Consider the following 25,327-nt stretch of genomic DNA (forward strand, 5'->3'; position numbering starts at 1 on the left):
TGAGCAGGAGGCGCCATCGTGACCGACATCAGCCTTGAGGCCGTGACTGGCAAACTGAACCGGGCCGGCTACGACGCCTTCATACAATCCCTTCGCCACGCCAAGAGCGTCAGCAACCGTAACGTGGAGCTTGCGCACTGGCTGTTTCACATCCTGCAACAGGAGCGGACCGACCTCAGCCTGTCGGTGGATCACTACAAGCTCGACCGCGCGCGGCTGCTGTCGGACCTCGCGGGCGTCATCAACGGTTTCCGCAAGAACGAAACCGACATGCCGGGCGTCGCCAATTCGGTCATCGATATTCTCGACCGTGGCTGGCACTACGCCACGCTGTTCTTCGGCGAGACCCAGATCCGCACCGGACATCTCCTGGTCGCCGGATTGAAATCGAACGAGATCCGTCGTGCGCTCAACAACATCTCGCAGGAATTCGCCAAGATAAATGTCGACGCATTGGCTGCGGAGCACCGCGCCATCTGGGCAGGCTCCGAGGAGGAGACCATGCGTCCGATGGACGGCTCCGGATTGGCCGGTGCCGGTACTGACGGTACGGACCGGGCGAATCCCAAGGGGACGACGCCGCTCGACCGGTTCTCCCAGGATCTGACCGCCAAGGCCAGATCGGGCCAGATGGACCCGATCCTCGGTCGAGACGACGAAATCCGCCAATTGATCGACGTGCTGATGCGCCGGCGGCAAAACAATCCGATCCTCACCGGCGAGGCCGGCGTCGGCAAGACTGCCGTGGTCGAGGGATTTGCCCAGCGCATTGCCGCCGGCGAGGTGCCGCCGCCGCTGCGCAACGTCAGGCTCTGCGCGCTGGATATCGGCCTGATGCAGGCCGGTGCCTCGATGAAGGGCGAGTTCGAGCAGCGCCTGCGCTCGGTGATCGACGAGGTACAGAACTCGCCTACCCCGATCATCCTGTTCATCGACGAAGCGCACACGCTGATCGGGGCCGGTGGCGCCGCCGGCACCGGCGACGCGGCCAATCTCCTCAAGCCTCCCCTCGCCCGCGGCACGCTGCGGACCATCGCCGCCACCACCTGGGCAGAGTATCGCCAGTACATCGAAAAGGACCCCGCACTCACACGGCGCTTTCAGCCGATCCAGGTCGATGAGCCGGATGTCGAGACCTGTTGCATCATGCTGCGCGGTCTCCTGGGCCCGATGGAGAAGCACCACGGCGTTCGCATTTCGGACGCCGCGATCGTGACCGCGGTCAACCTGTCGCATCGCTACATTCCGTCCCGACAGCTGCCGGACAAGGCGGTCAGCCTGCTGGACACAGCTTCAGCACGGGTAGCCATCAGTCAAAGCGCGACGCCGGCCCTGATCGAGGACGCTCGCGTCGCGATCGCGGCCCGCGAGGCCGAACGATCAGCGCTGGTCAGCGACGGCGATCTCGGGGACGAGAACAGCGAGCGCATCACCACAATCGACGGCGACATAGCGACGCTGAAGGCCAAGCTGTCCGGCCTGGAGGCCGACTGGGCCAAGGAACAGGAGCTCGTCAAGGACATCCGCAGCATTCGCGAAATCCTCTCCGAGAACGGCGACGAAGATCGAGCGACGAAGCGCGTCGAGTTGCGCGGCAAGTTCGAGACACTGGAAGGCATCAATCCGGAAAAGCGGATGATCTATGCCCATGTCGACCAGCAGTCGGTGGCCTCTGTCGTGTCCGACTGGACCGGTATCCCGACCGGCAGAATGATGCGCGACGAGATCGAAACCGTCCTGAAGCTACCCGAAATTCTCAATCGCCGCGTGGTCGGCCAGTCCCACGGGCTGACGATGATTGCGAAACGAATCGAGACCAGCCGCGCCAAGTTGGACAACCCGTCCAAGCCGATCGGCGTTTTCATGCTGGCCGGACCGTCCGGCGTGGGTAAGACAGAAACCGCCCTCGCGCTTGCCGAAACCCTTTATGGCGGCGAGCAGAACATGATCACGATCAACATGTCGGAGTTCCAGGAGGCCCATACGGTCTCGACCTTGAAGGGCGCACCTCCGGGTTACGTCGGCTATGGTGAAGGCGGCCGGCTCACCGAAGCGGTCCGGCGCAAGCCCTACAGCGTTATCCTGCTCGACGAGGTGGAGAAGGCCCATCCCGACGTCCATGAGATCTTCTTCCAGGTGTTCGACAAGGGAGTCATGGAGGACGGCAACGGTCGGCGAATCGATTTCAAGAACACATTGATCATTCTGACCACGAACGTCGGCACCGATCTCATCATGAGCCTGGCGCGCGATCCGAAGTATCGCAACGAGCCGGAAGAACTCGCCAGGCTGCTGCGGCCGGAATTGCTGAAGGTGTTCCCTGCCGCGTTGCTTGGGCGCATCGTCTCGATCCCCTACTTTCCGCTTTCGGACGAGATGCTTGCCGGCATCGTCAGATTGCAGCTCGACCGGATCGGACAGCGCCTCCGCGATAATCACAAGGCTGCCTTCGGCTACGACGATGCAGTCGTCGAGCACATCGTATCCCGTTGCAACGATCCGGACTCCGGCGGGCGGATGATCGACAACATCATCACCAACACGCTGCTGCCCGAACTGTCGCGCGAATTCCTCAGCAAGTCTCTCGCCAAGGAGGAGGTCAAGCAGACGCGCGTCTCGATCGTGAACGACAAGTTTGCATATTCGTGGAACTGACTGCGATGAACATCCAGACCGAGCACCGCCAGCCGACCACCGGCACCACACCATACGATGAGGTGTATTATCCCGGGCATGTCTACGGGCTCACCCACCCGAACCATCTGGCAACGCTCGCTGCGGTCTACGGCATGCAGCCGGCTCCGGTCGAGCGCTGCCGGGTCCTGGAGCTCGGCTGCGGCGTTGGCGGCAATCTGTTGCCGATGGCTTTTCAATATCCGGACAGCGAGTTCATCGGTATCGACCTGAGCGGCGTTACGATCGAACGCGGACAGCGGAACATCGCCGCATTGGGCTTGAGCAACGTCAGGCTTCTGCATTGCGACATCATGGATGTCGACGCTGCCTTCGGACAGTTCGACTACATCATCGCCCATGGCGTGTATTCATGGGTACCACCGATCGTGCGCGAGAAGATGATGTCCATCTTCAAACGGAATTTGGCGCCACAGGGGCTCTGCTACGTCAGTTATAACGCGCACCCGTTCTCGCATCTTCGCGACATGGTCCGCGACATGATGCGCTACCACACCCGGCGCATCACCGGGATGAAGGAGAAAGTGGGACAAGCTCGCGCCATCGTGAAATTTCTCAGCGAAGGATCGAAGTCCAGCTCGGTGCACGGTACAGTCATGCGCGACCAGTGCAACCGCGTGCTCAAGGCTCCGGACGAGTTGCTTTTTCACGACGATCTCGATTCTGGCGCGACGGCGTTCCTGCTGCACGAAGTCGTCGAAGACGCCGGCCGACATGGGCTGCAATATCTGAGCGACGCCGATTTCTCACGACGCTATCTTGCCGGTTACACCGAAGAGGTCCGCGCCACGCTGCAGCGCTTTCCCGAAAGCGAGTTCATGGCGCGCGATCAGTATCAGGACTTCATCGACGGCAACGGGTTTCGGCGTACGTTGCTCTGCCACGAAGGCATCTCCCTTGACCGCAAGGTCGATCTCGACTTCATCACCGCCTTCTATCTGCTGAGCACCACCAGCCCACGTCGCCCCGACGCCTGCCTGACCGACGATTCCGAGATGGAATTTGAAAATCAGGACGGCAGCCGAATCACCGTGACCAATCCGCTCCTGAAGGCCGCACATCTTTGTCTCGGCCGGGCCTGGCCGCGCGCACTCTCGTTCACTGAACTGCTCGATGGCGCCCGGACGCTGCTGGAAGGCCGGCAAACAGCCGATGACCAACGGATATTGACGGAAGCGCTCTATATCCTGGCCTGCAGCGGCGAGGTCTCCTTTCTGAAATCACGGCCGTTTCTCGTGAAAGAAGTCACGGATTGTCCGCAGGCGAGTCTCCTCGCCCGCAGACAGGCGCAGAGCGGCCCGCTGGTCACCAATCTGCTTCACCAAACCGTGCAGTTGGAGGACGACAGGACGCGCCACTTTCTGCAACTGCTCGACGGCTCCCGGACGATCGAGCAAATCACAGCCGAAATGACTGAAACCTTCGGACCGACCATCCAGGTCAAGCAATTGGATGATGCCGGGCAGCCCGCCGAGCCGTTGCTGCTGTCAACCCGACAAAGCGTTGACCGTTCGCTGGCGACGGTCGGCAAACTGGGTTTGCTGGTGGCCTGAGGACGGGCGGCAAGGAGCCGGCCCGTCATTTTGTGGAGCGGACGCCCCACGTCCCATCAGCCGTCGTGGGTGTATTGTTGGCCGAGCAGCCACCCGGTGAGAATGCCGCCGGGTCCGCTGGCATAGACCGCGCTAAGGCCGACACCGGCGCGCAGCATCTGCCATTCATGCTCGCCGACCCAGGGAATGCCGGGATCACCCTTCTGATATTGCGACAGCAACGTTCGGGCGACTTCCGCGGCATTGGCGTAGATCGGGCCGTTCGCCCAGCGGGGTCGCGGCAGGCCCGTCATGCGGCAGTAGAGCGCGGTACAGACATAGGCGGACGCCTCCTCCGCATTGCCGTCAAGGCCAGTACGCAGCAGATCGTAAGCCGCATGCAAGGCCTCGTGGACGATATAGGCTTCGTCCATTCGCCCCGTCGCCGACACGACCTCCAACGTATTCGCCGCGACGACCGTACCGTCCGCCCGGGTCCGCGCGACGTCGTTATATTGTGCCGCAACATTTGCCGCGAGGTCCGTCGGAACTCTGACGCTGACCTGTCCCAACCGGATCGCGCGAGCGACGTGATGGAACGTTTGCGGTGCAATCGTCACGTGGCTGCCACGGATCGGAAACCGGAAGCGAATGCGTGCGACCGCCGGGCCATTGAGTACGTCTAGCACCCTGCTCCGAAGTGACATCGGATCGTCCTTGCTGTTGACACTGCTCCACGAATGGTGGTCGGCGTTTCCGGTTGGGAGGTTCAGTTGAACCCGGCCCCGGCCGGATCAGACAAATCGGGGACTGGCTTTCACTCGGAGGGCAGCCCCGTGACGACCACCGACCCGACCACGACCGACACTTACCGCAAGATCGCGGCGCGGCTGACCATGCTCCGGCCGCAGATCGATCTGTCGAAATATTTCGCGGGGCCGAATCCCAATGTCCGCCTCTATGACGAGAAGGCCTATATCCGACGCCAATTGGAGAAGTATGGCGTCGCGGCCGCGACGAGCACGCTCGACGGCGTCACGTTCCTGCCCAAGGACTGGGAAGACCTGATCAAGACGCTGCGCATTGCCAAGACGTCGGACGGATTCGACGCCTTCGCCGAAGGCAAAAGCCCGGAGAAGCCGTCGCATTGGGCCCTCGATCTGTCGATGGCAGCCACAATCGGCAAGGGATTCCGGGAGATCTGGCGCCCAAAGCTATCCGACCGGCCGCTCTCGACGCGAGACCTTCCGGGCCGGCACGGCTTCGGGCTCGGGCGCGGCCGAGGGCAATGGAGCGACGACTATAGCGCGCAGTTCGGCAAGGACCCGCAGCCGCAGGACATCACGTCGCTGCATTTCGCGGTAGCGCCGGACCGGGTCAATGTTCACATCGACGAGACCGGCTTCGTGTTTGAGGGCGCAGACGGCGCCCTCACGGTCGGACCGAATTTCGGCCACCACGCCGTCAATGAACTGTTCTGGAAGAGCAATCCTCACCTGCCGCGCTGGGCGATCGATCACATCGACCTGATCCTGCCGAACAGCGCCAACGATTTTTCGCGATTTGGCGTTTCGGTCGACCTGTATCAACGCAAGGACTTGCGCGTCACCGTCACCGGCTCCTGCGGCATTTTCGGAGGATTCGAGTGCTCGGGAACGTTAAGCGTCAGTGGAACGCATGATCTGCTTGGCTCCAAGCCGAAAGGCGCGCGCTGACGATCGCATGTCTGCGATCGAGGGTGCGGCAGAGCCGCTTGAACCGGCGCTTCAGCAGACGCGACTGAGGGATAGGCTCGCCGACGCAAAATGCGTCCTACAGTTTATGCCAATGGTGTTGTTGCAATGGCGCCCTTAAAGCCCCCCGTCTGGCTCGATACCAATATTCTTATAGACATACAGAACGGGCAAAGAGCTGCGGCGAGCACCGCCGAGAAAGCGCTCAGCCGACGCTTCGAGAATGAAATTCTCAATCTGGCCAAGGACGGTCACGAGGTTCTGATCTCACCGCGGGTCAAGTTTGAATTTCTAAAGGGAGCGCGTGCTCAGTCCGGCGAAAAATTGCTCACTGACTTGCGGATCGTCGAAGACAAAATGATGACCCAGGTGCCCCGCGCGCAAGTTTGGAAGTGGGGCAATGAGGATTTGAATCACGGGCTTTCCGCGTTCGATTCCGATGTTGTTGCCCAGGTCAGGGCAGGCGGAGTGGCTCGCGGCATCAAGAATCCGGTGTTGCTGACCAGGGACAGCGGAGGAACGCTCATTGCGATGCGCAGGAGAGGCGTTCAAGCGCTCGACTTCCGGGCACCGGAGGTGAGACTGAAGGTCCCGCGGAACACACCGACCCCGCCAGAGGTCCCGCCGCCGCCGGCAGGCTCCGTCGCTGGCGAAGGATTTTGGAGCGCGGCCAAGGCCGGCTTCAAGGCGGGTTTAAAGGAGGCTTTCAAGGCCGAGAACATCGCTGCGATGATCCCCGATCTGGTCCTTATGGTGGCTGACAAGGTCGCGGCCCGAGAGGCACTCAAGAACATTCAAGTCAAGTTCATCAAGGAGGGGTTCGCAAAGGGCGTTGCAGCGGGCGTCATGGGTTGGTCCGAGGAGGAAGTTGCATCAAATCTGCTGAACCGCATCACCGCGTTCAGAGTTCAAGGTCTGGAAGACCCTGCTGGCATCCTGACGCGCGCGACCATTCTGCAAGTGGCCGAAGCGTACGAAAACTATGCGGTGGTGATTGGATTTCAGTTCAGCTCTGCCAAGGACCTGAAATGGAAGCGCGAGATGGTCGCCAAGGGCTCCAAGATTCTGCATCAGTATGGATATTATTTCGGAACCGATCCGCAGGCGCTATTTGAGTACGAGTTCATCGACAAGCTAGCGTGGACGCTTCAGCCGACCACCAATGCGATAGTTGAACCCGCAATCCGCCACTGAAAACGATCATATTGCTGGTGATTGCTCATGCCGCAATTGAAAGACAAAGTCGGTCGGTTTGCCGCGACGGGTCGCAGCTGCCAGAACTGGAAGCAAGACCAGGAGCTGGTCATCTCGCTCCTCAACAAGATCGCCATTTCCGACGGAGGAGCCGAGACCACGCTCAAACCGCAAATGGTCGTGACGGGTCACGCCAGCGACAGCCTCTACAACTCGATCCTGTATTTCCAGCAGAAGAACTTCCCGGGCACGCCGGACGGCTATATCCGGCCCGGCGGGCCAACATTCACTCGGCTGGTCGACCTCGCGACAAAGGCAGCCGCCAAGCCTCCTCCTCCCAAGGGTCAATGGGACGGGATCGCGACGCCATCCGTCGATGCCGCACTTCGCAAGGGTCTGCTCGACGATTCCAGGCTGGACTACGCGGAAGTCGTCGACATCATCAGGGCGACCGTCACGGACGGCATGGTCACCGCATTCGAGCTGGACGACCTGACCACCATTGCAAACACCTCCAGAACGCTTTCTCCGACTTCGAAGAAACTCATCACGCTCTTCGTCGGCGACGAAAAGAAGAAGTGGCTCGGGGTTGGACCGTACGACCTCAACTCGGATCAAAAGAAGCTTGCCGCGGAGATGGTCTGCGATTTCCTCAAGAACACGAGGACCACGTTCTTTCCGAAGCTCGACCCGCACCGCGTCGGGATAGGTATTCTCAGGCGAATTGCGAAGCCGAGCCTCATAGATCAGGATCAAGCGAGCATGTGCGGTCCGTCCGCGCTGATGTTCAGCTACGCATCCGACAAGCCGGGGCAATATGCGCGGTTCGCCATCGATCTGTATCAGAAGGGGCAGGCAAACCTCGGCCGCCTGCTGATCAAGCCGGGAAAGGACGTGAAAAACTACACGCCGCCCTACTCGCTGGACCACGTCGATTGGCTGACTTGCGCCTCCATTCGCGACTCCGAAAATTGGTTCCTCGATTTTGACGACACCGGCAGAGTAAGCGACGTCGCGGGGATCACCTTGCCGAGCGAAATGGAGCAATGGTTCCGCAAGGCCGGATACCAGGACGTGCGCGAGGAGACCAATCTGAAATTCAGCAAAGGCATCGACAGCGTCAACGAAGCCAACGCCCTGCTCGCCAGTGGATACCGCGTATGCCTGTTCATAAGCGCCAACATGATCGAATATGACGACCAGTCGGACGAAGGCTCGGTGTTGACGCGGCACTGGGTCGTCTTGCGTGACAGGATACAAGTGTCGAATGGAAACGTGACGACAACGATGTTCACATGGGGCAAGGGAGATTACGCGATCCCGCATCCGGGCAAGGGTGGCGCTCAGAAGCCTCTCTCGATTGGGGACTTCCTTATGAATTATTACGGGTACATTGCTGCCAAAGCGTGAGCGGAGAACGAGCGCTCTCACCACGCGTTGAGGTCGGTGACGAGTTGCTTGTCCAGGGACAGGCTTTCCATGCCGCTGGAAAGCAAGATGCCGCTTCGATTATGGTGCCCATTGCCGGGAATGTTCCGCTTGTGGCGCAGGAAGTGACCGACCTCGTGCGCCATGACGCCAATGAACGCCTCGCCATAGTCGAACACGGGTGGATTGCCCTGATCGACAACCACGAAGACCTGCTCGTCGGGCAGATATTCTCCAGCCGCCTCGTTATCCATTGCGTCATAGTCGCCGACGAGAAAACACGTGAGATCGGCGCCGCGTACCTTGAACGGGACGATCTCCTTGCGGAAAACATCCCGCGAGATTTTTGGCCCCAGGGCTTTCCGGACCGTCATCCAAGTCGCCTCTGCCGGGGTGAAGAAGATATTTGCCTGAGCCCCGAACGTCCAGTTCAGCTTGGTGAGGAACCAGGGCACGTCGTCCGGCGTCCATTTCGTGGCGTTGATCAGATTGCCGGATTGATCGAGGTACTTGAGGAATTTGAACGCGATCGTGAAATCCTTGCGCGGCAGAATGGCGACATCCAACTTGATGCTTGTGCTGCCGCGTACGGCTTTAAGCTCGGGAATGCCTTTATCCTTGGGCGAGACCTTGAGGCCGCGCGCAGGGCCGTCCGGCCGTGCAGTGGCATACAGCGCTGTACGCAGACGCAGCAACTGGTCGTCGCGCTCCTGGCCTTTTTGCTCCCTGAAGCGGGTCTTGATGTATTCCTGAGCGACACGTTCGACGTCATCGAGCCGCACATCCTCGACCAGTAATCGATTGCGATCATACGACAGGCCAACGTCCTTGCTGTCGCGGAGACAGACCAGGTTGAAGCCTTCCCGAGGAACGATCATGAAATTTTGCGCAGCGTACACACCCGAATTCTGCAGGAACTGAACGAAGCTCGGCATGGCTCCCCCCCCTCCTAATCCACGGACGGGATCTCGCACGGTCCATCGCGCCGGGCATATCCATCCGGGATCATCTTGTCCGGTTGAGCGAGCAAGATAGCGGAAATTGGCCTTGCGAGGCAGTTGATTTCGCTTGGTGTCGTGGAGCAGCAAGGGCGAATGCCGACTCAAGCCGAGCGCATTCGGCCTCGCGATCGCTCAGGGGAAAACGCACAATCACGTCCTGACGCGCGAGCTGGCCCCACAGCGCGTCCGACGACCATTTCTGCGGCTCGGGTCCGCGCGGACCGTCGACCCAGATGAAATACCATTCCGCCATGGACGCGACCAAAGCTCCCTTGCCGGAACATTGGTCCTTCGCCGGCCAATCCGCAACGCCTGATTTCGCGCCCGGCGCGGCTGGTGCGGCTATTCGTACGGCGTGCCGTCCTTGTGCAGGAAGCGGCCGTCGGAGCTCGGGCTCATCATGTCGATGTCGGAGCAGGTGATGACGTCGCCGCGCGAGCGCGAGCCGACCTCGAGATGGGTTGCCGTCATCTGCGATCTGTTGATCAGATGATGCCCGTTGCCGGAGTTTTTTTTGGAAACGCCGCGCAATCGCCGGCGCGCAGCACCGTCTCGCCGCCGTCTTCCACCAGCACCACTTCGCCCGCGAGCACATAGACGAACTCGTCCTCGTCCGAATGCCAGTGGCGCTGGCTCGACCAGTTGCCGGGCGGCAGCCGCATCAGGTTGACGCCGAAGTCGGCGAGCCCGCCGGCATCGCCGAGACGCTGCCGCACCCGCTCGGCGCACGGCGCGGCGAACTCCGCCGGATAGCCGGTCTCCTTGCGTTCCGGCACTTTTGTCAGATCGGTCCTGGGCATGGCATTTCCTCGGACGATGGCAGCAAGCGAATGCGCGACCATAAGCGTGGATCTGCGCCTATCGCAATGGCCCGCCCCGTCTCGCAAAGCTCATGGCCACCACCCAGCGACGCGGATCACGCGCCCGGACTACCCGGACCTTAGCAGCGTCGCCGGATCCAAACGCGCAGCCCGTTCGGCGGGCAGAAGACCGAAGACAATACCGACGAGACTGGAGCAGGCGATCGCGATCAACGCCATCTGTCCATTGAACTCGACAGGCCAGCCTAGAGCGGAGGGGATCACGCGTGCGCAGAGGTAACCGACAACGAGTCCCAACAGTCCGCCGATGGTACACAGGAGTACCCCTTCCAGCAAAAACTGTGCGCGGATGTCTTGTGGGCGGGCGCCGAACGCCAACCGGATTCCAATCTCGTTGATCCGTTCTGTGACCGATACGAGCATGATGTTCATCACGCCAATGCCGCCGACCAGCAGGGAGATTCCCGAAAGCGTGGACACCAGCAAGGTGAACTGGCGATAGGCCCGGTCGCTCGTCTGGGCGATCTGGATGAGGTTCTGGATGCGAAAATCGTTAGCCTTGCGCCCCACGATCTTGTGGCGCAGCCGCAGGACTTGCGCAATTGCCGCCTCCGCGGCTTGCATCGATTGAGCGGACTCCGTCTTCACGAGAATGCTATGCACGGCATCCGGGTTAGCCTGGCTGCGTCCAATCGTGAAGATTTTCGCGGACGACAACGGAATGAACATGACGTCGTCCTGGTCCCGACCGGTGAAGTCCTGGCCTTTCTCGGCGAGCACTCCGATCACGAGATAGGACGAACGATCAATACGGACGAAACGGCCAAGCGGGTCGCTGCCCTTGAACAGTTCACGGGCTAAAGTGCGGCCGAGAATTGCAACTTTTGCGGCCGATACAACGTGATCGTCGCTAAGCAGTTGGCCCTCCGCGAGCCTCCACCCCCGCGCTTCAAAAAAATTCGGCGTCACACCGGCTACGAGGGTCGACCAGTTCATGTCCCCTGATATTGTCGTCTTTTGCTCACCGACGAACGGTGCCGCAACGACAATATCGGGCACCTCGCGAGCGATCGCCAGCGCATCAGCCGTTGTGAGCGAGAGAATGGTGCCGGCCTGATGCCGGACGCCCTGCGCGAGTTGCGCACCGGGCTGCACAAGCATCAGATTTGAGCCAAGCGAATTTATCTGCTTCGAGATTTCAGCACGCGCGCCTTCCGCCACCGCAACGACGACCACGACGGCGGCAATGCCGATGACAATGCCGGTCACAGCGAGAATGGAGCGCAATATGTGCGCACGTACCGACCGAAACGCCAGAGCAACATAGCCGAACGATCGCATCGAAATCCCATGTGGATCGAGGCTCATGACGTGACGTGGCGTTCCGGTTCGCCGACGACCGCGCCGTCCCGTAACCTGATGATGCGCCGCGCGCACGCTGCGACCTCGGGGTCGTGCGTCACCAGCACTACCGTGAGTGCGGTGCGCTGCAACTGGCAGAGCAGCGCGAGAATGGCGTCACGCGTGCTCGTGTCCAGCGCGCCTGTCGGTTCATCCGCCAGCAGAAGGTCCGGGCCGTTGACGATGGCTCGTGCGATTGCAACGCGCTGCTGCTCTCCCCCCGACAGTTTTGAGGGCACGTGGTGCATCCGAAGGCCGAGCCCGACCCTTTCGAGCACGGCGCGCGCACGCGCCAGCGGATTGCGCAGCGGCTCGGTCCGGTAGAAGAGCGGCAGCGCGACATTCTCGAGCGCGGTGAGGCGCGGCAACAGGTTGAAGTTTTGAAAGACAATTCCAACGCGTCGATTGCGCAGCTCGCTCAGGCGGATCTTCGACTGCGCAAACACATTCTCGCCGTGGAGAAGGTAACGCCCGCGCGACGGCTGGTCGAGGCAGCCCAGGATCGAAAGCAAGGTCGACTTGCCCGATCCCGATGGACCCACGACGGCGACGAATTCTCCGCGATCGATCTCCAGACAGACGTCCGAAAGCGCCTGAACGGCTTGGTTGCCGAGCCGATGTTGCTTGTGGATATGATCGAGGATGACGAGCGGACTCATGCGCTAACCGCCGGGCGGCTCCACTAAGGTTTGCTCCGATAACCGATGGCGACCCGTTCGCCGATCTTTATATCTGGCGACAGAATCTGGGTCAGGGAATCGCCGCTGGCGCCCAGTGAAACGGCAGTGGACTTCAAAGCGCCCGATTTCATGCGAACCCAGATCACCCCTGTTCCGGGAGTGGGGTGGCTTGCGCCTTCCTGCCTTGGCCGAAAACTCAGCGCAGCATTGGGAACGACTATCGCGTCTTGCTGCTCCTGCACCACGATGCGGACGTCTGCAGTCATGCCGGGAAGCAACAAGCCTTCGGGATTGGGCGCTGAAATCATCACGGTGTAGGTCACCACGTTTTGCACCATCCGTGCCGCCTTTCGGATCTCAAGCACGCGCCCTTCGAACGTGCGCCCGGGATACGAATCGACGCCGAATCGAGCGCGCTGCCCGGTTCGCACCGCACCGATGTCGGCCTCGCTCACCGATGCGTCGACCCGCATGTCCGAAAGATCGCGCGCGATCGTGAACAGCGTCGGCGCCTGCAGGCTCGCGGCCACGGTTTGACCGAGTTCCACGCTGCGCCGGATGACAACGCCATCGATCGGCGATTTGATGATGCTTCGCTCGAGATCGAGCTGAACCCGTTCGAGTGAAGCCCGCGCGGCCGTCACTCCGGCCGCGCGTATCTGCTCGCGCGCCTTGGCCGCGGACAATTCGGAGGCGAGCGACCGCGCCGCCATCTGGGCGCGCTCGGCGTCACGCTGGGAAACGCTGCCGTTTCTGCTGAGCGTGCTCTTGACCTGAAGATCACGCAGAGCGTCATCGTGACGTGCCTGTACGCCCTCGATCACCGACTTGGCCTCCTCGTGCTGCGCCAATGCGACCTCAAGGGCAGCATCCGCCTCCTTGACCTGGACTTCAAAGGTCGCGCTGTCGAGCGCCGCAAGCGGCTCGCCGGCCCGGACGGGGGAATTGTGATCGGCCATCAACCTCGCGACCTGACCCGACAGCTGGGAGCTGACCTCGACCGTGTCGACCGCTTCGAGCGTTCCGGAAGCGGTGACATTCTGCACGACGTTGTCGCGGGCGATGCTGACATAGCGCAGGTCATCCTGACCGTCCCCGATCGCGGAGACCGGACTATCCGGAGCCCACAACGGATAGGTTGCGGCAACCGCAAGAACTCCCAGCGCTCCACGCACCAGAAGCTTTCGCGGGACGTTCGGTTGATCGACCTTACGAATGATGATCTCACCGCGCCGACCGATGCGGTCCTCCGTGCTGAGAGCAGGCGTAGCTGCCGCGCTTTCCGATGCCGCAGACGGCGCGACGAGACCCAGATAGCCTGGGACGTCGCCACGCCGCCGCGGCCGCGATCCGAAGTGATCGCCCTGGGCCGGATCAGGGCATGAAGACCGCTGTATGTGGACTGTTGGCTGAGGGCGCCGTCTTTCCGGCCGTGACCGGTGGAGGCGTCTTCAGGGTGCCGTTGCCGGGATTGGCATTGGTGTTGGGCTGAGTGAAGTGATGCGTGAGCAACGACTCTACTTCGGCCGCCGGGGTGGTGTGATCTGCGCCGGACAGCGGACTTCCCTGCCCCGGCACGATGTCGGCTGATCGACCATTGGTTTTGACGAACGGATTGCTGGAGGTCGTCAGGCCGCCCGCACCGACCGCCGTGAACAGATGGTCGGATGCCTGGCCGGGGTAAGTGCCCGCGAGCAATGATACGCCCGCCGCAAGGATTGCGAGTTTTCTCATCATCAACTCCTGTTTGGTTTGCGTCGCCGGGGCGCCAAGTTGGCTGACGGCGCCGAACGCTTGAATGCCGTTGACCCGCCGCGGTTCCTATTTCTCGCCGGAATCGAGCAATGTCCGAGATGACGAATGAGATAGTTTCTGACAGGGAAGTCAGAATCGTCGAAGTCGCGAACGGTCTCTTCTTCTGAAATCAAGAATTCGTTGAGCACTGCCTACGGACGTGACTCGTCCCGTCGACATTTGACAGGTCCTCCGTGAAATCGGGTGGCGTTACGGCCAGGGCCATCTCACGCCCGAAGGTCGTCTCACAAAGCTGTTCCGGAAGTTGGCGCAGGACCAGCAGTTGCGATCCGGGCGCTGAGCTGAGCCAGCCATCCGTCGAGATCGGTCTGTGTTTCGAGGAGATCAGCCAGCGAGCGCGGCGTCCAAAGCGCGCCAAATGCACATGACCGTACCGCAAGCGGATGTTGGAGCGGGTGAAGGGAATCGAACCCTCGTATTCAGCTTGGAAGGGGTTCGGCGGCTGCATGCTTTCAAAGGCCGTTCGGACAAATCGATAAAAAATCGCTCACTGAACTCAAACGGGTTTTCCGTCCTGTCCGAACGTGGACCGGTCGACAATGGCGCGGTTGCGGCCCAGGCGCAACATCTCCGGCGCACCTTCGGATTGCCCCTCCCCACCGCGACGCTGCTCGCTGAGTTGGCCTTCGACGCGGGGCCGCAGCGATGAGCAGCGCAGTTCAAAAGGCCACGCGGGCGATCGGCGGCACCGTCTCCATCGGCTTGGTCCGCAATCCGGCCGACGGTGGCGCGCGGTGGGCCGTCCTCTACACCTCGAAGGCGACCCATTGGCAGTCGCCCCAGTTCGATGAAGTTTCTCAGGCTGAGGCAGCGGCGTTAGTACTCGCGACCTTTTTGGGCGCGAGGTTGTCGCTGTGAATGTGCTCACGTTTCCGCCTCTCGCCGACCTCACCCCCGTCAAGGCGCGCAATGAGCTAGCAAAATGCGGTTACTTCCTTCGCAATATGGAAGGCGACCAAGCGCTGCTCGGGTTTGTCGACCTCACCAAGCGCTATGCTCGATTGCAGCACCACGGCCTTCTGACCGACGAGGAGGATATCCCCGGGCGTCTTTGGGCGGCTGCTGAGACCGCTGGGCTCGTCGCCACCCACGGGCCCGACACCATCGAAAATCTGATGGCCAAAGCGATCGAGGCCGCCCAGTCGTCGCCAAATGATGACAGCACCAAGTCGCAGGGCGCCCTGCAGACCATCACGCCGGCGGCATGGAAAGGAACGGAGCCGATCAAGCAGCGCTGGCTCGCCTACGGCCGGATTCCGAGCGGCGATCTAACCCTCTATTCGGGCAACGGCGGCGCCGGCAAGACCGAGACAGCGGTGCAGCTGTTGGTTTCGGTGGCCGCGGGTCTCGGCGACTGGCTTGGGTGTGTTGTCGAGAGCGGTCCTGTTTTCTTCCTGTCGTGCGAGGAGCCAGAGGCAAACATTCGCGACCGGGTTGAGCGCATCTGCAAGCAGCGCGGCATTGATCCCAACGCAATCGACAACCTGCATCAGCACTATCCCGACCTTGAGGAGACATGGTTAGTCACCGTCGACCGCGCCGGCCGGGTGCTGAAGACACCGCTGTTCGACAAGGTCGAGAAGTGGATCGCGGCAAACAAACCGCGCCTGGTCGTCATCGACTCCATCGCAGCGGTGTTCGACGGCGAAGCCATCGCTCGGCGACAGGTGCGCGCCTTCCTAGCAATGCTCCGGAAGGTCGCCAGAGAGCACGACACGGCGATCGTGCTCCTGGACCACCCCAGCGTCCGCGGCATGTCCGACGGCTCCGGCACCGCCAACAGTGTCGACTGGCGCAACTCGGTGCGGTCGATGTTGCATCTGAGCGACCCCGAAAAGGAGGACCAGGATCTTCGGGTCTTGGAGGTCAAGAAGTCCAACTATGGCCGCTTCGGCGAGAAGGTTACCCTGCGCTGGGATGGCCTCACGTTCGTTCCGGAGGGCATGGGCGGCGCTCCGTCGCACCATAAGGCCGCTGCCGAGCGGGACGTCGACGAGCTGTTCCTGCGCCTCCTGGACAAGCGCAACGCGCAGGGTCGCACCGTTCACGCCAGCAACGCCAAGGGGAACGCGCCCACCGAGTTCGCGATCGATCCGGAAGCGAACGGCACCACGGCCGACGCGTTTCGCCGCGCGATGTCGCGGCTGTTTGATGCCGGCAAGATCAAGAAGGTCGAAACCGGTCCCGCCAGTCGGCGCCGGGAGCACATCGAGAGGGTCACGCAGTGACCTTCCAACCCCCCTACCAACTCAATTTTGGACCTTCCAACCCCCCTACCAACACCCCTGCCAACAAGGGTACCAACCGCTTCCAACCCTCCTACCAAGCTTGTGCTTCCAACCCCCCATACCCCCCGGGCGTTGGAAGCGCCCAACGCGGCCCTTTGGGAGGGCCGCAGGCGCTCCCCTCGCCTCAAGAAAGATCGGTAACGCCGGAGAGCCAATCTTTCGACCTTCACCGCCTCGCCGAGGCGCTCGCCGCCGGCGCCGACCTGACACCGGAGGAGCGTGCCGCGGCCGCGGAGGCGCTGCGCGCCGCCTCGCTGGTGCTGATGCCGACCAAGCCCGGCCAGCGCAGCGCGTCGACCAGGATGGCGCAGGCCGAACACCAGCAGCTGCTGCGCACCATGATGTCGACCTTCTACGCCGGCCAATCTGCCAGCGCGGCCGCCGACGGCATCGCCCAGAGGCTGGCCCGGTATCGGTCCGGGCCCGATTGGAAGCGCGACCGCACCGCTGACAGCATCGCCTACCGGGACACGCTGCGGGGTCACTGCTGGGCCGTCCTCAGGGTGATCGACCGGCCCCTGTCTGCCCGGCGCATCCGTGCACTGTTGGCCACGAGCTAGGGCAGCTCATGGCCAACGATGTGAGGCAAGGTCAGGACGAATCACCGAGGAGACAATCGATGGACGACCACCGCGACGAGCCGCTTGATCTCGAGAGGCTGGCCAACGAGGCCCGGTCAACGGCAAGAACGCCGGCCGAAAGGGCGACTTTCGCCCGGGTAGCACTCGCCGCGCGCACGGCGAACGCAAGTGCTTTGTCGCCACAGGCGGAGGCCGCCTACAGCCGAGCAGCGCACGCGTTTCAGGAGCACGATGCAGCCGCAGCAGCTCGGACTGCCGAAGTGCAGGGATCTCTCGGTCGTAGCATCGAGGCGCTGGCACCGTCGACCGCGCCGATCACCAACGCCAGCTTCGCGCTGGTCCGTGATCGGCTTCCCGACTGGGTGCAGGCGATCTTTGAGCGCTTGGACGATCAACTCGATGAGGTTCGTGCGAAGCGTCGCGAGTGGATGGAGGATTTGCAGGCCGCCATCTATGAGCGCGGGCAGATCGTCGCCAAGATCAAGACCTCCACTCAGCCGCATCCCGGCTACAGCAATCTTCTTCTACTGCCTGAAGATCATCCGACCGTAATCAAGCTTCAGGCCGAAAAGGCAAAGCTCGACGTTCGGATCGAGAAGCTCAATGCTCGAATGGAAGACACCAAGCCGCAGTTTGAGCATCTGGACCGACTTCAGGAGCGGTGCCGCGCATACTCACGCCAATTGCTGAGCCATTCAGTCGAGTTTGTTCCGCACGACGGCAAGCAGGCCAAGAGGCCGGCCGGCGCAGACCTGAAAAAGGCGATCGCCGATATCCGGCAGGAGATCGCCGAATTGTTCGCCGACCTCCGCGAACTCCAGGCAAAGCCCCGCCCATCGGCGCAGGTGAAGGGCAAGGTCCGCCAGCTGGTCGAAGCCACTGCCAAGCCTCCGCGCGTGCTCGGCGCTCTCGAGTACGGCGAGGACATCCTCTGGCCGACCGTCGGCGTGCGCGGCAATCACCATGTTTCGCGGGAACTGGTCGGCTCAGATCTCACGGTCCCGCCGGAAGCCTATTCGGTCGGCGGCGTGTCCGATGCCCTCGGCGTCCTGTGCTTCGCGTTTAAGGACACGCTGATCACGGCGATCGACGCCGAAGTTGACCGGTATTCCGACGACGCGAACGCGATCACTGACGAGCAGCGAGCCCAAGGCGAGGCAGACATCCGGGCCAAGATCATCCTCGCCGAGCGCGAGGAGGAGCAGCTGATCCGCCAAGCCGAGGAGCGTGAGTTGCCAGTCTACCGTCGCGGCGACGCCGATCCGCGCGTCGTGCTCGGACTGGCCAGCAGCATGCCGGCAATGCCGGAGGATGTCATCTGATGCAGTACGTCCACAGCGCGGCAATGAGGGGACCTTCTCCCCCTCGGCGGCGGACTCCCGCTGGTGGACGCGGGGAGCGCCATTCTGACCGGGGTAGCGCTCCCCCCTCGATATCGCAGGGGCGTTCCCTTCCCCTTCGCGTCAGCCAGAACGAACAGGACGGGGCGAGCGTCTTCGGGCTCTCGCCCCCGAGTTCCACCCAGTGCTCAAGCTACCTTCCAGCGTTTGGATTAATGCGGTGACCGTGGCTCAGATCCTATCGGAGGCCATCTGCGTCGACCGATCGAGGATGGGCCAGCCCGAGCAGAACCGCGTTGCACGGTGCCTGCGGGCCCGTGGCTGGCTGCGCGTCCAGGTCCGCACTGGGGACAAACGAGCTTGGCACTATCGGCGAGGTGCCTAAGGAATGGCCTTCGCTTCGCCCTCGGCACAAGTCAAAGCCGGTGACAGCAAGCGCAGCGGTGACGCGGAAACCATCGGCCAATCCTGCATTGTCACCACTGTCACCACAGTAACTAGTAATACAAACATACAACGTGCGCACACGCGCGCAGGAGCAGGTTTCAAAACCACCGATGTCACCGGTGACGTGGTGACAGACCATTCTCCCCGCAGTGCCGAGCGGGACAAGAATTGTTCCGACGGCGAACAATTTTTCCAGGGGTACGATTCGGCGGCCGAAAACCTGCGGATTGCCGCAGCGATCGAGGCCGGCGCCGAGTTGTCGGTCTCGGACAGGGCAGCGGCCGCGGAGGCGTTGCTGCGCGCGGTGGTGATGCCGGCGAGGCACGCCGAGCGGGACGCGCTAATCGTCGACTGCCGGCGCCGATACTTCGCCGAGCTCGCTGACCACGCCGCGGCGCATGAGATCTCGCGCGGCCTGAGCCGCTATGCGGCGGGCGCTTGGCGCCGAGATCGATCCGCAGCGACGCCACCAGCAACAGGTAGGATGGGGCTGTACTGGATGATCCTTCGGACAGCGCCGCCGAATCCGGACACTCCAAGTCCATCAACGATAAGGCGAATTCTTGCCAAGTTGCGGTGAGCAATGCGATGCGCGACGAATTCGGCAACTGATTTGGGAGCAAAAAACATGAGCATCATTCGCGGCGCGACGTTGTCGGAGGGAGTGGAAGCCAAGGCCAAGGCTGATCGCAGCGAGGCCGGTGCCGAGCCGCTCCGCTTGGCACCCGACATCGCCGACCGTATTCCGCACCAGATCCGCGATAAGCTCCTCAGCTTGCGCGACATCAAGGGCGATCGACACGCGGCCTTGCGCCGGGTTTCTGACAGTGTCTCGGAAATGCGGCTGCACCTGCAGACCTGGGAAGGTCGGCTGCAAAACCTTCGCACCAATATGCCGCCCGAACATCGAAACGACGATAGCCACCCCGCGTTCATCGAGGCCAATACAGAGATCAAGAATGCGACCGCGGCGCTGGCCCGCTCGACCGAGCGCAATTCCGAGCTGAGCACGTCCTGGCAGTCCGCAGCTCGGCTCGTGACCAACCTCGAACGGTATCTGCTCGATGCCGAGGATGGCGGCATTCGGCTGTATGATGGCGATGCTTCGGCTCTCAAATCAGGTGAAACCGCCATCGACGCACTGGAGCGCGCCGCGCGCCGCACCCGCACCCTCAAGGCTGACAGGCAGGCGGTCTTGGCATCACCGTTCCCGGTGGCTCTCGCCAAGAAACTTATCCGCGAGCAGCTCGAGCAGCGCATCGAGGCGGCTCGACCTGATGTGTCGCCGCTGATTGACCGGCTGGAGCCGATCGAGTTTCCCCAAAAGCGCGTCGGTGTTTCCCAGCACGGCGGCAGTGCGGCCGCGGTCTATCTGACAGACCCGATCGGGCTGCTTGCCTGGCTGTTCCCGAAGGAATTCATCGCGGCGATTGATCGCGAACTGGCCAGCGCCGGCGACGATGCCAGCGCACTCACCGTTGAGCAGCGCATCGCCAAGCTCGCCGAGATCGATGCCGACACGCTGGCATCCGAACGCGACGAGGCGGCCTTCAGCGAACTTGCTGGGCTGTTGCCGCGGGCAGATCTGGATCCGCGCGCAGCGCTCGGCCTTGCCAGCGATATGCCCGCACCGAAGAGGGATTGAAGCTATGCCGGCCGTCGGGCGCACCGAAGATGGAGCGGTGTTGTGCCGGCATTTTGCCGGGGACGCGTGTGTTTGTTCCTTTGGCCGCGCGTCCCCGGGCCTTCTCCACGCAGCGGAGATTTGAACGTGGATGGATACTACATGAACGCTCAGCGAAAGAGCCGACCGGCCTCGCCGCCCCGCAAGCAGCGAGCCCGGCCCGGTTCGGTGGAGTGGGTCGCTGCAACGTTGCACCTGGACTGGTACGACCGTGAGCAGCTGGCACGCGCCGCGGCGATCGAGGCAGCGGCCGAGCGTCGCGACCTCATCACCAAATCCATGTTCGCCACCGGTCCCATGAAGGCGGCCGCCGAGCACTTGGCGGACCACACCGACATGCCGGCAAAGGACGCCGTCGCCTGCCTGAGCATCGCCAGCCAGTCGACCGCCCAGCAAGCGCCACCCCTCGCTGAACGGTGCAGCACTGCCCTCGGCGCTATCGGCGTCGTCACGCAAGCGGAAGCAGCGGGCATGAACAACCGCATGAGCTGGAACAATCTCGCTGCAGACATCTACGGATCACGACGGAAAGGACAGACGAAATGACCCTCGACGCCAAGGCAATCTTCAACCAGCGCCGTCAGCAGCGCGAGACCACCCCAAAGCCCACCCAGAGGGCCCCAAGCGTCCCAGCGGCAAAGAAGAGCCCATTCGCCCCCGAGTGGGTAGCGTCGATCTACGAGCAGCGCAGGCAGGCCCGGGAGGGTCGGCAGCACCCATCGGGCGACTAAGCGTTTCCGGGTCCTGTCACGCGGAAAAAAACAATACGGGACAGCTGAGGGCTCGACATCGCTAGCGTCAGAACTGAAAACTTATGCACCGGGTTTGCGCAAGCATGCACACTTTGACCGAAAAGCTGCTCGGCATCTCTGAGGCGGCTCGCGAGATCGGCATCTCGCACAGCACGTTGTCGCGGCAGATCGCGAAGGGCCAAGTCCGCAGCCACGACGGAAAAGTGCTGTTGTCTGAGGTGCTTCAGGATCGGGACCGCAATCTCGATCAATCGATCTGGCGCGGTCGACGTCGGCGAGCTGAGGCTCGATCAATCCAAAACGTGCATGCCGCGCAAAATGTGCATGCTGCGCAAAGTTGTGCGCAAACCGCAAACCTACACCAGCAGGCACCGGACGATGCACCGATAGGCCTGCACCTCTTCACCACCATCAATGAGGTCCCGCTCACCCGCGGCATGGTCCGCGATCTGGCGCGGACGCTGAACTCCGAGGATCCGGACGACCTTTGTGAGGTGGCCTATGACATGGCGACCACGGCCATCAACATCCTGCAGCAAGAGATCAAGCGCCTGAAGGCAAAAGCCGGCGAGCCGGAATAGAGGAGAACAACGCAATGGCTGATCGGATTGTTCAACGCATCTCGCTCGAAGGAGCCGAAGACGTCCAGGCCAAGTTGAGGCGTACCGAGATCGGCGCCAAGGCGCTGGAAGCGACCAACAAGACGATCGAGGACTCTAAGTCAGGTCTCGGTGATTTCGGCGACTTCTTCGCTGGGATCACTGGCAAGACTGAAGAGAGTAAAAAGGCGATCGAGGGTATCAAGAAGGCGCTCGAAACGATCAAGCCTGCTGCAGAGGATGCCGGGCTCGAACTGGGGCGATCGGCGAGTTCGGTAAGATCGGCCGCGCCGGCGGTATCGCTGGTCTTGTTGCGGCGATCGGCGGCACGCTGGTTGCCGCGCTTCGAGGATGTATTTGACTACAAGGGCGGCGCCGACAGTTCACCAATCTACCCTGATGCGGTCACCCAACTAAGCGCCGCTGCCAATCAGGCGAAGCGCTATTCCACCGGCGCAAAGCCCAATTGGTATGGGAGCGCCAGGCGATGAGTATCCTGCGCTCAATGACCACGCCGACAGCAGCCGAACTCAAATCGATTTTCGATGCAGCCTGCGACGCCGAACTCGAGCGCTTGCGGGCCGAGGGCCTCACGGAAGGAGACGTAGAGCTGGAAATGACGGCGGAAATGGCTTCGCTGTTCGAGCAGTACCAGGCCGCGCTCACCGCCGAGGAAAAAGGGAAAACGCTGATCGAGATAATCGAGGGCGTCGAATGACGAACAGGCCAGAGTCTCGCAAAACGCATGTTACGCGGATTGTCGGCACCAACAAAAAGGGTGAGGTGCTGCAGGACATTTGGGTCGACGTCGAGCGCATCGACCGCGCGAAGAGCGACACAAAGTCGACCCATGGATTCTGGCAGGGCGTCGTTCGTCTATTCAAGTGGTCGGATGACCCGACGCAGGACGGCTACGAAGAGGAAGGGACGCCGTCGCGCAAAACGGTAGTGGTCAAGGTATGCTCGCCTGACGAGGAGGATGTCAACGACCCAGAGGAATGGGTTCCGGTTCGCGCCATCAGATATATGAAAATGCGGAAGGGGGATCATAACTATCAGGAATCCTTCCTGCTCGACGAGACGGCGCAGTCTCGAAAAGTCGAAGTCCGCAAGATCGTGCATTACGATACCAGCATCGATGACGCCGCGCAGGCGGCGTTTGATGCAGACCCGACGCTGAAGGCGTATGTAGTGCCTGGAGCGGATTACGTGAAAAAGGACGGGTCCGACGGCAGCGACACAACTAAGGATGCGGGCCAATATGTCGAGCACGAGATCGTCGAGACCTATAAGCCGCGCATCAATGCCCTTGATGAAAAGGTCAGCCAGGTCAATCTGAACGCTCAAGTCAAGCTGTTGAATCAATACCTGATCGACGAGAGCGACGAGCCTGAAAGCAAGGTGGTTGGTAACAACGGGATCAATCCGCCATATCGGCTCGATCCGTTTCAGAACATCGTCAATGTGCAATTCGTCTCGCAGGAGGCTGTGCTCGGCATAGACAAAACGCCAATTGTCGACGACGACCTCTCCATGACGATCACCACAATTTCGAAAGACGGAACGACGTGGGATGAGGGGTTTGGGAAATCGTCCAATGCTGCCAGCGGTCTCGGCAATACGGTTGTCTGCAAGGGCCGGAGGTTTGTCGCTTTTGGGAAAACGAGGGACGGTGGCAGCTGCTTCATCACCGTCGCGGATTCTGGTGGCGCGATCGAGCGCGGCATCGAGCGCGGCGTGTTGGATGATCAGGGCAAGCTGACATGGACTCCCGTCACATCGGTAGCGGCCGATCGCGTGTGGGCTTGCAGCTTCGCTGGCGGGGCATTCTTCGTCTCGTACTCAAAGGATGACAATGCCCTCCTTGCGGTATCGTTCGACGGTCAGACCTTTGCAAAGGGCAACCCTTTCCCCGGCGTGGCTGAAGCTGCAATCGGCACCGGCTATGACCCCGGCGACAGATCACCTGATCCATTCATAGGTTCGGTGGCCTACGATAAGGATAACAGCCGATACGTGGTCACGGGTGGGTACACGCGATCCTATATCGGAACATTTACCCTGTCCGGTGGTACGAACTTCTTCGCGACTAGCGACTTCAACTTCATGTCGTCGACATCGAGCGATGGCAGGTCGTGGACACCATACTTCGACAGATCAGAGAGCGAAGGTGATGCGGGCACCGCCACGAAAAAGACGATACAGGCATCGAAGGAGTTCGCGGCGACGACGTGCTTTGGCAACGGTGTCTTTGTGGCAAGCTCTGCTTACAAGAAGCGACTGCTTTCGACAGGGCTGCCGATCTGGGTCAATAAACCGATCTGCAGTGTTGCCGTGTCCAGCAATGGAAGAGACTGGACAAATATCCAACTACCAGATGCGACGTCGAGCTTAACGCGGAGCGGCAGCGCGTTGTCCGTCGTGTTCATCAAGTCGCGCAAGGTGTCGAATCCTGACAGCAAGGGGTTCTTTATCGCCAGTGGCTTTCAGGGCGACGATGCCAGCGGTGTGTCCCTATGCATGGTCTGGAGGTCGGAGGATGGTGTGGTCTGGACCAAAGTTCAGACTCTCGACCACAAGTACGGCTGGGTCCTGAGCGCGATCAACAAGTCGCGCGGTACGGTTGTCTTTAAGTAAGTGACGCCGAGCAGCGCGCCGCGGATATTTTTCCGCCGAAATGAGACTCGCCATCAGCGCGAAGGCCGCTCCTCAACCATGAATTTGAACTTCCCGTCGGGCGCTAACTCGCAATAGGCGTCATATGCCAGTTCAAGCCCGTAGTCGTTCTTCGCAGTGAACGTCTGCTTTGTGAGCCGCCGCCCGTCCGGGGTGGTTGATGTGGCATAGCCGGTGAAACCATGGATATCGACGGTCGAAGGATGTTTTGCCTGATCGACAATCGCCTTTCGGCAAAGCTCGCGCGTCTTGTCCGCCGAGGCGACGACCGACTCGGCGGTGCTGTTGCTCCTGTTCGCAATGAACAGGGCTGCAAACCCGACCACGCTAAGGACGATCACGCCTAAAATCTTGAGGGCGTTCTGCATCGCGGTTCTACTATAAGGGGTAGAAAACCGCATTTTCCCGCAAACGGTAACGGGACGCAAGCTAGGCTTTGGACTTCAGCCCGATCTCGACCAACCGGCGGATCGCCTCGGGACGAGACGGATCATCCTCTTGGCCCTCGCGCCAATGATCGATGGCCTTGGTGAGGGCATCATCCATCCGGACGAGCTGCGGCGGCTTGCGGCCGCCTTGCGACGGAGGGCCGCGCTTCTTTTTTGGGATATCCCGGTTTGACTTCGCCATGAAACTAGGATATCCCAATTGCGAGCCGAGG

General features: G+C 61.5%; 25 protein-coding genes and 1 pseudogene. 17 read left to right on the top strand and 9 right to left on the bottom strand.

The annotated features are described in order from the left end of the window. Positions 1–18: 18 nt before the first annotated feature. Positions 19–2,655 carry a type VI secretion system ATPase TssH gene (gene tssH / locus ACVW1B_RS17495; protein ID WP_253608159.1) on the top strand — a complete coding sequence of 879 codons (2,637 nt, stop codon included), beginning with the start codon at positions 19–21 and terminating at the stop codon, positions 2,653–2,655. Positions 2,656–2,660: 5 nt separating this feature from the next. After that, a complete protein-coding gene (locus ACVW1B_RS17500) occupies positions 2,661–4,247 on the top strand; it encodes a class I SAM-dependent methyltransferase (protein ID WP_253608156.1) in 1,587 nt (528 codons plus the stop codon). Between the two features lie 56 nt (positions 4,248–4,303). Here ACVW1B_RS17500 and ACVW1B_RS17505 read toward each other — a convergent pair whose 3' ends face one another. Continuing rightward, positions 4,304–4,933, bottom strand: coding sequence for a hypothetical protein (locus ACVW1B_RS17505; RefSeq protein WP_141339674.1), 630 nt, complete (start codon positions 4,931–4,933; stop codon positions 4,304–4,306). Between the two features lie 129 nt (positions 4,934–5,062). Between ACVW1B_RS17505 and ACVW1B_RS17510 the strand changes: the two genes are divergently transcribed. The 3 genes from ACVW1B_RS17510 (at position 5,063) to ACVW1B_RS17520 (ending at position 8,563) form a co-directional block, all read left to right on the top strand. After that, positions 5,063–5,941 (top strand): hypothetical protein, encoded by an 879-nt coding sequence (locus tag ACVW1B_RS17510; RefSeq protein WP_057019602.1) that lies wholly within the window; start codon positions 5,063–5,065, stop codon positions 5,939–5,941. A gap of 126 nt (positions 5,942–6,067) precedes the next feature. Beyond that, a complete protein-coding gene (locus ACVW1B_RS17515; RefSeq protein WP_456821816.1) occupies positions 6,068–7,153 on the top strand; it encodes a hypothetical protein in 1,086 nt (361 codons plus the stop codon). Positions 7,154–7,180: 27 nt separating this feature from the next. Next, complete coding sequence (locus ACVW1B_RS17520) at positions 7,181–8,563, top strand: hypothetical protein (RefSeq protein WP_456821817.1); 1,383 nt, start codon at positions 7,181–7,183, stop codon at positions 8,561–8,563. Positions 8,564–8,580: 17 nt separating this feature from the next. On the opposite strand, the gene ACVW1B_RS17525 is transcribed toward ACVW1B_RS17520, so the two are convergent. The 6 genes and pseudogenes from ACVW1B_RS17525 to ACVW1B_RS17550 all read right to left on the bottom strand — a co-directional run bounded on the left by ACVW1B_RS17525 (position 8,581) and on the right by ACVW1B_RS17550 (position 14,218). Further along, positions 8,581–9,516, bottom strand: a complete 936-nt coding sequence (locus tag ACVW1B_RS17525) for a hypothetical protein (RefSeq protein ID WP_456821818.1) — start codon at positions 9,514–9,516, stop codon at positions 8,581–8,583. Between the two features lie 408 nt (positions 9,517–9,924). Then, a pseudogene (locus ACVW1B_RS17530) lies at positions 9,925–10,382 on the bottom strand (cupin domain-containing protein). A gap of 129 nt (positions 10,383–10,511) precedes the next feature. After that, positions 10,512–11,771, bottom strand: a complete 1,260-nt coding sequence (locus tag ACVW1B_RS17535; protein WP_253608150.1) for an ABC transporter permease — start codon at positions 11,769–11,771, stop codon at positions 10,512–10,514. Then, positions 11,768–12,463: an ABC transporter ATP-binding protein gene (locus ACVW1B_RS17540; RefSeq protein ID WP_253608149.1), complete on the bottom strand. Its 696-nt coding sequence runs from the start codon at positions 12,461–12,463 to the stop codon at positions 11,768–11,770. The genes ACVW1B_RS17535 and ACVW1B_RS17540 overlap by 4 nt, the downstream gene beginning before the upstream one ends. A gap of 23 nt (positions 12,464–12,486) precedes the next feature. Continuing rightward, on the bottom strand, positions 12,487–13,659 hold the full coding sequence (locus tag ACVW1B_RS17545) for an efflux RND transporter periplasmic adaptor subunit (protein ID WP_456821819.1): 1,173 nt from the start codon (positions 13,657–13,659) through the stop codon (positions 12,487–12,489). A gap of 199 nt (positions 13,660–13,858) precedes the next feature. Further along, positions 13,859–14,218, bottom strand: coding sequence for a hypothetical protein (locus ACVW1B_RS17550; RefSeq protein WP_253636031.1), 360 nt, complete (start codon positions 14,216–14,218; stop codon positions 13,859–13,861). Between the two features lie 439 nt (positions 14,219–14,657). Between ACVW1B_RS17550 and ACVW1B_RS17555 the strand changes: the two genes are divergently transcribed. The 12 genes from ACVW1B_RS17555 (at position 14,658) to ACVW1B_RS17610 (ending at position 24,627) form a co-directional block, all read left to right on the top strand. Then, a complete protein-coding gene (locus ACVW1B_RS17555; RefSeq protein ID WP_456821820.1) occupies positions 14,658–14,948 on the top strand; it encodes a hypothetical protein in 291 nt (96 codons plus the stop codon). Continuing rightward, on the top strand, positions 14,945–15,157 hold the full coding sequence (locus ACVW1B_RS17560; RefSeq protein WP_456821821.1) for a hypothetical protein: 213 nt from the start codon (positions 14,945–14,947) through the stop codon (positions 15,155–15,157). Before ACVW1B_RS17555 ends, ACVW1B_RS17560 begins: the two co-directional genes overlap by 4 nt. Then, positions 15,154–16,527: an AAA family ATPase gene (locus ACVW1B_RS17565; protein WP_456821822.1), complete on the top strand. Its 1,374-nt coding sequence runs from the start codon at positions 15,154–15,156 to the stop codon at positions 16,525–16,527. Before ACVW1B_RS17560 ends, ACVW1B_RS17565 begins: the two co-directional genes overlap by 4 nt. A 155-nt stretch (positions 16,528–16,682) precedes the next feature. Then, positions 16,683–17,147, top strand: coding sequence for a hypothetical protein (locus ACVW1B_RS17570; RefSeq protein ID WP_456821823.1), 465 nt, complete (start codon positions 16,683–16,685; stop codon positions 17,145–17,147). A gap of 59 nt (positions 17,148–17,206) precedes the next feature. Beyond that, positions 17,207–18,490, top strand: coding sequence for a hypothetical protein (locus tag ACVW1B_RS17575; RefSeq protein ID WP_456821824.1), 1,284 nt, complete (start codon positions 17,207–17,209; stop codon positions 18,488–18,490). A 406-nt stretch (positions 18,491–18,896) separates the two neighbouring features. Beyond that, entirely contained in the window at positions 18,897–19,535 is a 639-nt protein-coding gene (locus ACVW1B_RS17580; protein ID WP_456821825.1) for a hypothetical protein, read from the top strand. Positions 19,536–19,583: 48 nt separating this feature from the next. Beyond that, entirely contained in the window at positions 19,584–20,600 is a 1,017-nt protein-coding gene (locus ACVW1B_RS17585; protein WP_456821826.1) for a hypothetical protein, read from the top strand. Between the two features lie 141 nt (positions 20,601–20,741). Then, on the top strand, positions 20,742–21,185 hold the full coding sequence (locus ACVW1B_RS17590) for a hypothetical protein (RefSeq protein ID WP_456821827.1): 444 nt from the start codon (positions 20,742–20,744) through the stop codon (positions 21,183–21,185). A 298-nt stretch (positions 21,186–21,483) separates the two neighbouring features. Next, a complete protein-coding gene (locus ACVW1B_RS17595) occupies positions 21,484–21,972 on the top strand; it encodes a hypothetical protein (RefSeq protein ID WP_456821828.1) in 489 nt (162 codons plus the stop codon). Positions 21,973–21,986: 14 nt separating this feature from the next. Beyond that, positions 21,987–22,481, top strand: coding sequence for a hypothetical protein (locus tag ACVW1B_RS17600; RefSeq protein ID WP_456821829.1), 495 nt, complete (start codon positions 21,987–21,989; stop codon positions 22,479–22,481). Further along, positions 22,478–22,708, top strand: coding sequence for a hypothetical protein (locus ACVW1B_RS17605; RefSeq protein ID WP_456821830.1), 231 nt, complete (start codon positions 22,478–22,480; stop codon positions 22,706–22,708). The genes ACVW1B_RS17600 and ACVW1B_RS17605 overlap by 4 nt, the downstream gene beginning before the upstream one ends. Further along, positions 22,705–24,627, top strand: a complete 1,923-nt coding sequence (locus ACVW1B_RS17610; protein WP_456821831.1) for a hypothetical protein — start codon at positions 22,705–22,707, stop codon at positions 24,625–24,627. Before ACVW1B_RS17605 ends, ACVW1B_RS17610 begins: the two co-directional genes overlap by 4 nt. A gap of 53 nt (positions 24,628–24,680) precedes the next feature. Here the strand turns inward: ACVW1B_RS17610 and ACVW1B_RS17615 are convergent, their stop codons facing one another. Continuing rightward, positions 24,681–25,034, bottom strand: coding sequence for a hypothetical protein (locus ACVW1B_RS17615; protein ID WP_456821832.1), 354 nt, complete (start codon positions 25,032–25,034; stop codon positions 24,681–24,683). A gap of 61 nt (positions 25,035–25,095) precedes the next feature. Further along, positions 25,096–25,296, bottom strand: a complete 201-nt coding sequence (locus ACVW1B_RS17620; RefSeq protein ID WP_456821833.1) for a hypothetical protein — start codon at positions 25,294–25,296, stop codon at positions 25,096–25,098. Positions 25,297–25,327: the final 31 nt, after the last annotated feature.

It is taken from the genome of Bradyrhizobium sp. USDA 4502, assembly GCF_054063355.1.